The sequence below is a fragment of the Candidatus Aquarickettsia rohweri genome (assembly GCF_003953955.1).
GTDB classification, from domain to species: Bacteria; Pseudomonadota; Alphaproteobacteria; order Rickettsiales; family Midichloriaceae; genus Aquirickettsia; species Aquirickettsia rohweri.
This window is the reverse complement of the sequence record NZ_RXFM01000062.1, coordinates 1-7,911: the sequence shown is the minus strand read 5'-3', so window position 1 is coordinate 7,911 and position 7,911 is coordinate 1. Positions and strand designations below refer to the sequence as shown.

Annotated in this window: 7 protein-coding genes; 5 read left to right on the top strand and 2 right to left on the bottom strand. The window is 26.9% G+C overall.

Annotation, left to right across the window (positions count from 1 at the left end):
• Positions 1–276 (top strand): transposase domain-containing protein (locus EIC27_RS04700; RefSeq protein WP_153183752.1); only part of this gene is annotated, 276 nt, incomplete at its 5' end.
• Positions 277–350: 74 nt separating this feature from the next.
• Here the strand turns inward: EIC27_RS04700 and EIC27_RS04695 are convergent.
• Together EIC27_RS04695 and EIC27_RS04690 are read right to left on the bottom strand one after the other, a co-directional pair.
• Entirely contained in the window at positions 351–2,426 is a 2,076-nt protein-coding gene (locus tag EIC27_RS04695; protein WP_126044965.1) for a leucine-rich repeat domain-containing protein, read from the bottom strand.
• A 148-nt stretch (positions 2,427–2,574) separates the two neighbouring features.
• Positions 2,575–4,545, bottom strand: a complete 1,971-nt coding sequence (locus tag EIC27_RS04690; protein ID WP_126044964.1) for a S9 family peptidase — start codon at positions 4,543–4,545, stop codon at positions 2,575–2,577.
• A gap of 178 nt (positions 4,546–4,723) precedes the next feature.
• On the opposite strand from EIC27_RS04690, the gene hpf reads away from it, so the two are divergent.
• From hpf to tnpA, 4 genes are all read left to right on the top strand, one after another.
• The gene (gene hpf / locus EIC27_RS04685) at positions 4,724–5,305 is read left to right on the top strand and encodes a ribosome hibernation-promoting factor, HPF/YfiA family (protein ID WP_126044963.1); all 582 of its coding nucleotides are present in this window, start codon (positions 4,724–4,726) and stop codon (positions 5,303–5,305) included.
• Positions 5,306–5,396: 91 nt separating this feature from the next.
• Positions 5,397–6,521 carry a DNA polymerase III subunit beta gene (gene dnaN / locus EIC27_RS04680; protein WP_126044962.1) on the top strand — a complete coding sequence of 375 codons (1,125 nt, stop codon included), beginning with the start codon at positions 5,397–5,399 and terminating at the stop codon, positions 6,519–6,521.
• Positions 6,522–6,569: 48 nt separating this feature from the next.
• Positions 6,570–7,481: an AAA family ATPase gene (locus EIC27_RS04675; protein ID WP_126044961.1), complete on the top strand. Its 912-nt coding sequence runs from the start codon at positions 6,570–6,572 to the stop codon at positions 7,479–7,481.
• Positions 7,482–7,575: 94 nt separating this feature from the next.
• On the top strand, positions 7,576–7,848 hold the full coding sequence (tnpA, locus tag EIC27_RS04670) for an IS66 family insertion sequence element accessory protein TnpA (protein WP_410519463.1): 273 nt from the start codon (positions 7,576–7,578) through the stop codon (positions 7,846–7,848).
• Positions 7,849–7,911: the final 63 nt, after the last annotated feature.

The following is a 7,911-nucleotide window of genomic DNA, read 5'->3' as shown; positions in this document are numbered from 1 at the left end:
CTTTTAGATGGAAGACTGCGTATTGATAATAATGATTCGGAGCGTAGTATAAAACCATTTGCAGTTGGCAGAAAAAATTGGATGTTCTGTGCAACAACTAAGGGTGCTAAAGCTAGTGCAAATATTTATAGTATTATTGAAACTTGCAAAGTAAATAAGATTAATCCTTATGATTATTTAAAATATTTGCTGAATCATATTCATGATTATTCTGATCCAAAAGAGTTAGTAAATTTACTTCCATATAATATTGATAAAAAAATATCATCAAATTAAATTTTTTTTAGAATTATCAAAAAACTTAAGAAACCCAAAGAAAGGCGGATAATACTTGTCAAGATGGGGATATTTTAGCGTTTACTTTCTTTTCTAAGATTTTCTTCCCAGTTCGATTTATTCGATTCTAGTGTTTCTAGTAGTGTATTATATGAAGGATTATAATTATCATATATTATCTTCAGATCACTACTACTAAAAGATAAATCTCGGATTTTTAAAGTTATCAATTTAGTTGATTGAGTTGCTTTATTAATAGAACTAACTAAAGATGCAACTAAATTATCACGAAATGGTATTGGTAGGTGTATAAAGCTAGTGTATTTAAACCATAAATTCCTAGTATTTTTTGCTTCTTCAATAATATCATAGACAAATTGTTGATTCTGCTCATTCAGTTGCTGTAACACCAAATCTACAGGTTCTTTACAGTTATTAATAAATTCTTTTATTTGTATATATTGTAAATCAGTCAGTGATGCTTCAGATAAATCTAAAGAGATAGTATCTTCACTTTCTTGATCTTCTAACAATTTTTTAATATGTTTATCACTTATTATTATTTTGTAAGGCCATAGTCCACCAAACCCGACTGCCATAACTTTTGCATTTATTTCTTTAATAGCATTAGTTATTGCTTCTTCATTGTTATTATATAATTCATGTGATATCTTTAAATTCACAGGTTTTTCAGAGTTTTTAATAGCATTTAAGACTAATTCAAATTGTGAATCAGTAATTGATAATTCAGATAAATCAAAATGATTAGTATTTTTACTTACTGAATCTATTAGCAATTTTTTAACATATACATTACTTGCCATTGTTAAACCAATGCTACGAAAAATAATACTGTGACTTGACTCATCAATAATTTGTTTTATGCGGTTTTTATGAAAATCACATAATTGCTGTTTCACAGTTAATGATGTTAATTTACCTGTTTCTAGGTTATTAAATATTTGATCATAAGGAGATAAAGATATAACTTTATCTCTAGGGTCGCCATTAGGGTGATGCGGAAATTTTAAGCTCAAACTAATAGGAAATTTGGATTCTTTAATGCTATCAAGCAATTGTATAATTTGTTTATTTATAGTCTTATACTCTGACATACTTAAGGTAGTAACAAACTCCGATAAATCTAAGGTTATATTTTTTGCAGTTTTAATAATCTCAAGTACTTTTTTGCCATATTTCTTATAATTTTGCTCATGCAACTTTAAAGTTATTGGATTGCTTTTCTCTTTAATAATTTCGAATAATTTCTCAAAATTTGTATCACTCATGATTATTGTAGAAAAATCTATATGTAAGGGATAACGCGTATTATGAATCTTATTTATATACCGTTCTCCCTCACCACCACTCATCACTTTTAATTTATAATTTACACTCAAACTTATTTTACTTTTTGCTTCTAAAAAATTATCATCTTGCGATAATTTTATTATTTCATCTGTACGTCCTATATGGTTTAAAGTTAAATTAAAGTCACAATCTTGATTTGTTTTAGCAGCTGTATTAAGTATGGCTTTACGAGCTGCTTCTTTAAATTGTAATTTTTTATTGTGCGAAATATTTAAGCTTATTGGATTTTTCGTACTTTCAATACTATTAAAGAAATATATAGCTCCGTTATCTGAGATATTATTATTACTTAAATTTAGGGTAATAGGCTGTTTGGCTTCTTTTATTGCCTCCGCTAATATTTCTGTTTTTTTATCTGAGATATTAGTATTACTTAAATCCAGGGTAATAGGCTGTTTGGCTTCTTTTATTGCCTCTGCTAATAATGCTGTTTTTTTATCTGAGATATTAGTATTATTTAGATTTAGGGTAATACGTTGGGTGGCTTCTTTTATTGCCTCCGCTAATACTTTTGTTTTTTTATCTGAGATATTAGTATCACGTAAATTTAGGGTAATAGGCTGTTTGGCTTCTTTTATTGCCTCCGCTAATATTTCTGTTTTTATATCTGAGATATCATTATAACTTAAATCCAGAGTAATAGGCTGTGTGGTTTTTTTTATTGCCTCCGCTAATACTTTTTTTTCTTTATCTGAGATTTTAGTATTACTTAAATTTAGGGTAGTAGGCCTTTTGGCTTTTTTTATTGCCTGAATTGCTTTTTCTATTGCACTAAACATTTAAATCCTTTAATTTTCACACTCTTAAATTAAACTTTTAACCTCTTGTTTACCAAAATACAATCTATATTTAAGAACTTTTGTAGTAATAATTTTATGTTTATACAGAAAAATTTTATCTTTAATTTCGATTAAAACGTATTCTTTATTATTTATTTGCAGTTGTATTAGCAAGGTGTGAAATTTCAGATTTTCCTTCTTTTATTTCTATTGATGAGTTCTTGAAGTCATCATTGATTGGTTCGCAATTACCTCCTAAATATTTAGCAAAAAATTCTTCAGTAATCGCATAAAAAGATAATCTATTCTCTGGTCTTGCAAAGCCATGTCCTTCATCTGTATATAAAGCGTAAATTACAGGTATTTTATGTTTTTTCATTGCAGCTACTATTTGGTCTGATTCAGCTTGTTTTACTCTTGGATCATTTGCACCTTGACCTATTAATAAAGGTTTTGATATTTTATTAACATGATGAAGTGGAGATTTATTTTTAAGTATAGCTTTACCTTCTGGAGTTTTATTATCACCACCTAGCATTAATTTAAGACTGTCAATAAGTGGTTTCCAATACTCAGGTATTGACTCAAGCAATGTTATTAAATTTGACGGTCCGACAATATCAACGCCACAAGCAAAAACATTTGGTGTAAAAGTTAAGCCAACTAATGTTGCATAACCTCCATAACTACCTCCCATTATTGCTATTTTATTTCTATCAGCTAACTTCTCTTTGATTGTCCAGTTAACAGCATCAATAAGATCATCATGCATTTTTGCAGACCATTCACCATTTCCTGCGTTGATAAAATTTTTACCGAATCCTGTTGATCCCCTGTAATTAACACTAAGTACAATATATCCTCTATTACTTAGCCATTGATGAAAAGAATTTAACCCCCAATAATCTCTTGCATTTGGTCCCCCATGCACCAATAATATCATTGGTAGTGGTTTTTTAGTTTTTAAACTATCTGAATCTTTAATTCCATTCTTTGGAATAGATATATAACTAGGCAAATCTAATCCATCTCGTGATTTAATAACCACGGGCTGCATATTATTTAATTCATAATTTGCTAATTTATTATTATTTGTAAATAAGTAATCAGCTTTTTGAGTGTTCCTATTATACAAATAATATTTGAGCGGTTTATTATCAAAATTAAAGGCGACTAACCATTTATCATCTTTTAACGTTCTGGAGTTGATCATTAGTGTTGAATCTTGGTTTAATCTTTGTAAATTATTAAAGTCTTTTTCAAATTTCTCATCATAAAATTTATAATCTTGCTTTAAGTAATAACAATCTATAGCTTGTAATATTTTTGTTTTTGGTTGAAGAATAACACTTCCAATATCTGCTTTTGAATTTGAGTGAATAAGCTTTTTTATTTTAGTAGTTAAATCTATAATGTATAACCCTGATGTATCTCTATCGATTGAACTTGCAAAATAAACTTTTTTACCTTGTTCATCAAAATTCAAAATGCCGGTAGTTTTAGAATCTTCAAATGGTATTTTTAAAAAAGGTATTTCTTTTTTATCCTTAAATTCATAAATTTGATTTCCTCCATCTGGAGTTGGTTGATATCCAAATCTAATATTGTAATTATCATCTATGTCAAATCCTGAATATTTATCATTTTTGTATAATAGTGATAATTTACTAGTGTTAATATTCAGGTTATAAATATCAAAATATTCTTTTTTTCTATCATTTAACCCAATAATTATTTCATTGGGAATTTTATAACTAGATTTTAAAATAATAGATTTTACATTTTTAGTAGGTGTTAAAGCTCTGTCTTCTAATGTATTAATGTTAACTTTATGAATTTTATAATTTTCATCTCCATCATTATCTTTTAAATATAATATATGATTGTTATCATAACTCCAAAAATAACTTCTAATTCCCCTTTTTGAATCATTGGTAATTGCTTTTGCAGCATTTAGGTTATCTAACAGAGCAACAAATATATTTAATGCACCATTTTTATCAGATAGATATGAAATGTGTTTGCCATCTTTGCTAATTTGAACATTTGCTTTTTCTGGATTTCCAAAAAGTATTTTTCTGGGAATTAGATTGTCTTTAGCATTTGCAAAAATATTCATAGTTAATAGTTATAATTATTGATATAAATATAGTTTTCACACACTTTGGTCCTATTAATAATTTCACATCATTAAATAGTTAAAATTATTTGTCAATATAATTTAATTTGTATCAGTAGTTGATATAAAAAGATTAATCGATTATCATATTAAGTAATGAAATAAAAAGGAGTTATCCATGGAAATAACTGTGTATGGCAAGCATATTAAAGTAGGTGCTAGTTTGGAGAAACATGTGAAAGATCATTTGATTGATACTGTAAAGAAGTATTTTAAGGATGCTTTGAATGCACATGTCAAAATCGAAAAGCAAGGCCAGTTATTTCAAACAGAAATTATTGTCAATGAAGGAACTGGTAATGGAATATTGATTAAAAGTAATGGCCATGAATATGACTCGTATAGAAGTTTTAATGTTGCAAATGAGAAAATTGAAAAACAGCTAAGAAGATATAAGAATAGAATAAAGAACCATAAAGTTACTAAAGAATCTGAATTTGATTTAATTAGTGGTACAAAATATGTTATTTCTCCACTTGAAGAAGAAGATATTGAAAATATAGAGAAATCTCCTACTATAATTGCTGAAAAAGTTTCAGGTATAGAAAATCTTAGTGTAAAAGATGCTGTTATGAAAATGGATTTATTGAATTTACCAGCGTTGTTATTTATTAATGATGCCAGTAAAAAATTAAATCTAGTATATTATAGAAAAGATGGAAATATATCTTGGATCGATACAAAGGTTAATATAAATTAAAAATAATTTGCAAAGCATGAAGGCATTGCTTGCAAAATAAGAAAGTTAATTTATTATTTAAGTAAATAGTTTCCATTTAATATAATTTATAATGAAAGTACAGGTTAATAATTCTGAGTTATTACAGGCTTTAGGCCATATTCAATCTATCGTTGAAAAAAGAACAGTTAAAAGTATTTTACTAAACGTTAAAATAAGTACAAAAAAAAATCAAATTTCTTTTTTTACTACAGATTTAGATATATTTGCTAAAGAATCAATTAATGCAAGTGTAGGAGGGCAATTAGTAACTACAGTTCCTATCCATATATTTTATGAAATTGTAAGGAAAATAGGAGTTAATAAAGATATAAGCCTTATCTTTGAGCCATCTGATAAGCCAGGAAAAATTCTAATTAGATCTGAATTAAGTGAATTCAGTTTACCATGCTTGTCAGCAGATGAGTTCCCAGATTTTGAAGAAGGCACATGTGATTGCCAATTTGAAATTGATTCAAATAATTTACATTATTTAATTTCAACAACTAAGCATGCAATTTCATTTGATGAGACTAGGTATTATTTAAGTGGTATTTATTTGCATGTTGCTGAAGATAATGGAATTAATGTGTTGAGAGCTATAGCAACAGATGTTCATAGATTAGCTATAGGAGAAGTGACACTTCCTAAGAATGCACAATTATTGCCTGGGATCATTATTCCTAAAAAAACAGTTTTAGAATTATCAAAATTACTAGAAGATTTTAATGGTAATATTTTTGTTGGAGTATCATCAAATAAAATTACGTTTAAAATCGGTAGCACTACTTTAATATCTAAGTTGATAGATGGTAAATTTCCTGATTATGATAAAGCAGTGCCATATGGTAATAATAAAATACTTGAGATATCTATCGATGAATTATCAAAGGCTATAGATTTAGTTACAGCAATATCTACTGAAAGAGTTGTAGCAGTAAAATTAAAAATACAAAAAAATAAAGTCATTCTTTCTGTAAGTGATAAGATTAATTCTTCTGGGACAATTGAAGTCCCAGCTGTATACAATAATGATGAAATATCTATAGCTTTCAATTCTAGGTATATAATAGATATATTGAACAATATAAATGGAGATAAAGCTTACTTTAAATTAAATTCTGGTAGTGAGGCTGTATTAGTAGAGGATAGTGGAAATACTAATTGCAGATTTGTTATAATGCCAATGCAAGTTTAATTTATTGACTAATAGTTTATAAAGAAATAGCTATTTTAATTAGCATTTATGGGTCATAATTTTCCATCATTAATACATCAGTTAGAGTTAATTAATTTTAGAAATCATGTCAATTTAAAAATAAACTCTGAATCTAAATTTGTGTTGATATTAGGAGAGAATGGAAGTGGTAAAACAAATGTTTTAGAAGCAGTATCATTATTAAGTGGCACTAAAGGTTTTAGGAATGCAAAAAATAGTGAAATAATATTTGATTTTAATAAATTAAATGCCGAATGGGGTATTAAAGCAGATTATTTGAATTGTGAATTAGAATTTAGTTTATTGATAGGGTGTAAATTTAAAAATATTGACTCAAATGGAAATAAGATAATAAAGATAAATAATGAATTACTTGATAAACAAACAGATATTTCAGATATACTAAAAATAGTCTGGCTTACACCTCAAATGGAAAATTTATTTCTTGAATCACCAAGTATAAGAAGAAAATTTTTAGATAGAATGACTTATAATTTTTTTTCTAATCATATATCTTATATTCAAAAATATGAATATTTTACACAATCAAGAGCTAAAGTGTTAAACGATATTAATTGGGATCAGAAATGGGTAGAGCAAATTGAAATGAATATTGCAGAGTTAAGTTTAAAAATTATTAATAATAGAATTGAGTGCTTAAAAATAATTAATACAGTTTTAGAATCCTTATCAATTCATTACTTAAAACCAAAATTATCTACATCAGGTGAAATAGAAGATCAATTAAAAATTAATAAATCAACAACTGTTTTTGAATATATAATTAAGCGCTTGGCTAAAAATAGATTAATAGATGCAAAATCTAAAAGATGTAGTATAGGTGCATATAAAAGTGATATTAATGTACTTGATAGAGATAAGAATAGAGATGCAAATTTATGTTCAACTGGTGAGCAGAAATCTATGATTATATCGTAAGCGCTAAAATAAGGGCATCTAGGCAAGAATAAAAATAAGTGGTAGAACAAAAGCCTAAAAAAATAGAGGCTAATGATGCTATTAGAAAAAAAGAATAAGTAATGAAAAATGGAAAGAGCTAGTAGAAGAATATAAAAAAAGTAATGTAAGTAAATATGAATTTTGTAAGCAAAAGAATGTGCCGAGAAGTACATTTTATAAATGGCACAGAATTCTTGTAGAAAATAAAAGAAATACAGTAAAAAATAAATTTATACCAATAAGAGTGAAAGAATGCGAAGAAGAAAGAAGTGAAGAAATAAAATCAGAGATGATAATAGAAAGTAAAAAGGTAAGCGCTAAAATAAGGGCATCTAGGCAAGAATAAAAATAAGTGGTAGAACAAAAGCCTAAAAAAATAGAGGCTAATGATGCTATTAGAAAAAAAGAA

Bases quoted from the DNA above. Each gene is read 5' to 3' on its own strand.
- EIC27_RS04695 (WP_126044965.1), bottom strand. From the start codon at position 2,426: ATGTTTAGTGCAATAGAAAAAGCAATTCAGGCAATAAAAAAAGCCAAA.
- EIC27_RS04690 (WP_126044964.1), bottom strand. From the start codon at position 4,545: ATGAATATTTTTGCAAATGCTAAAGACAATCTAATTCCCAGAAAAATA.
- hpf (WP_126044963.1), top strand. From the start codon at position 4,724: ATGGAAATAACTGTGTATGGCAAGCATATTAAAGTAGGTGCTAGTTTG.
- dnaN (WP_126044962.1), top strand. From the start codon at position 5,397: ATGAAAGTACAGGTTAATAATTCTGAGTTATTACAGGCTTTAGGCCAT.
- EIC27_RS04675 (WP_126044961.1), top strand. From the start codon at position 6,570: ATGGGTCATAATTTTCCATCATTAATACATCAGTTAGAGTTAATTAAT.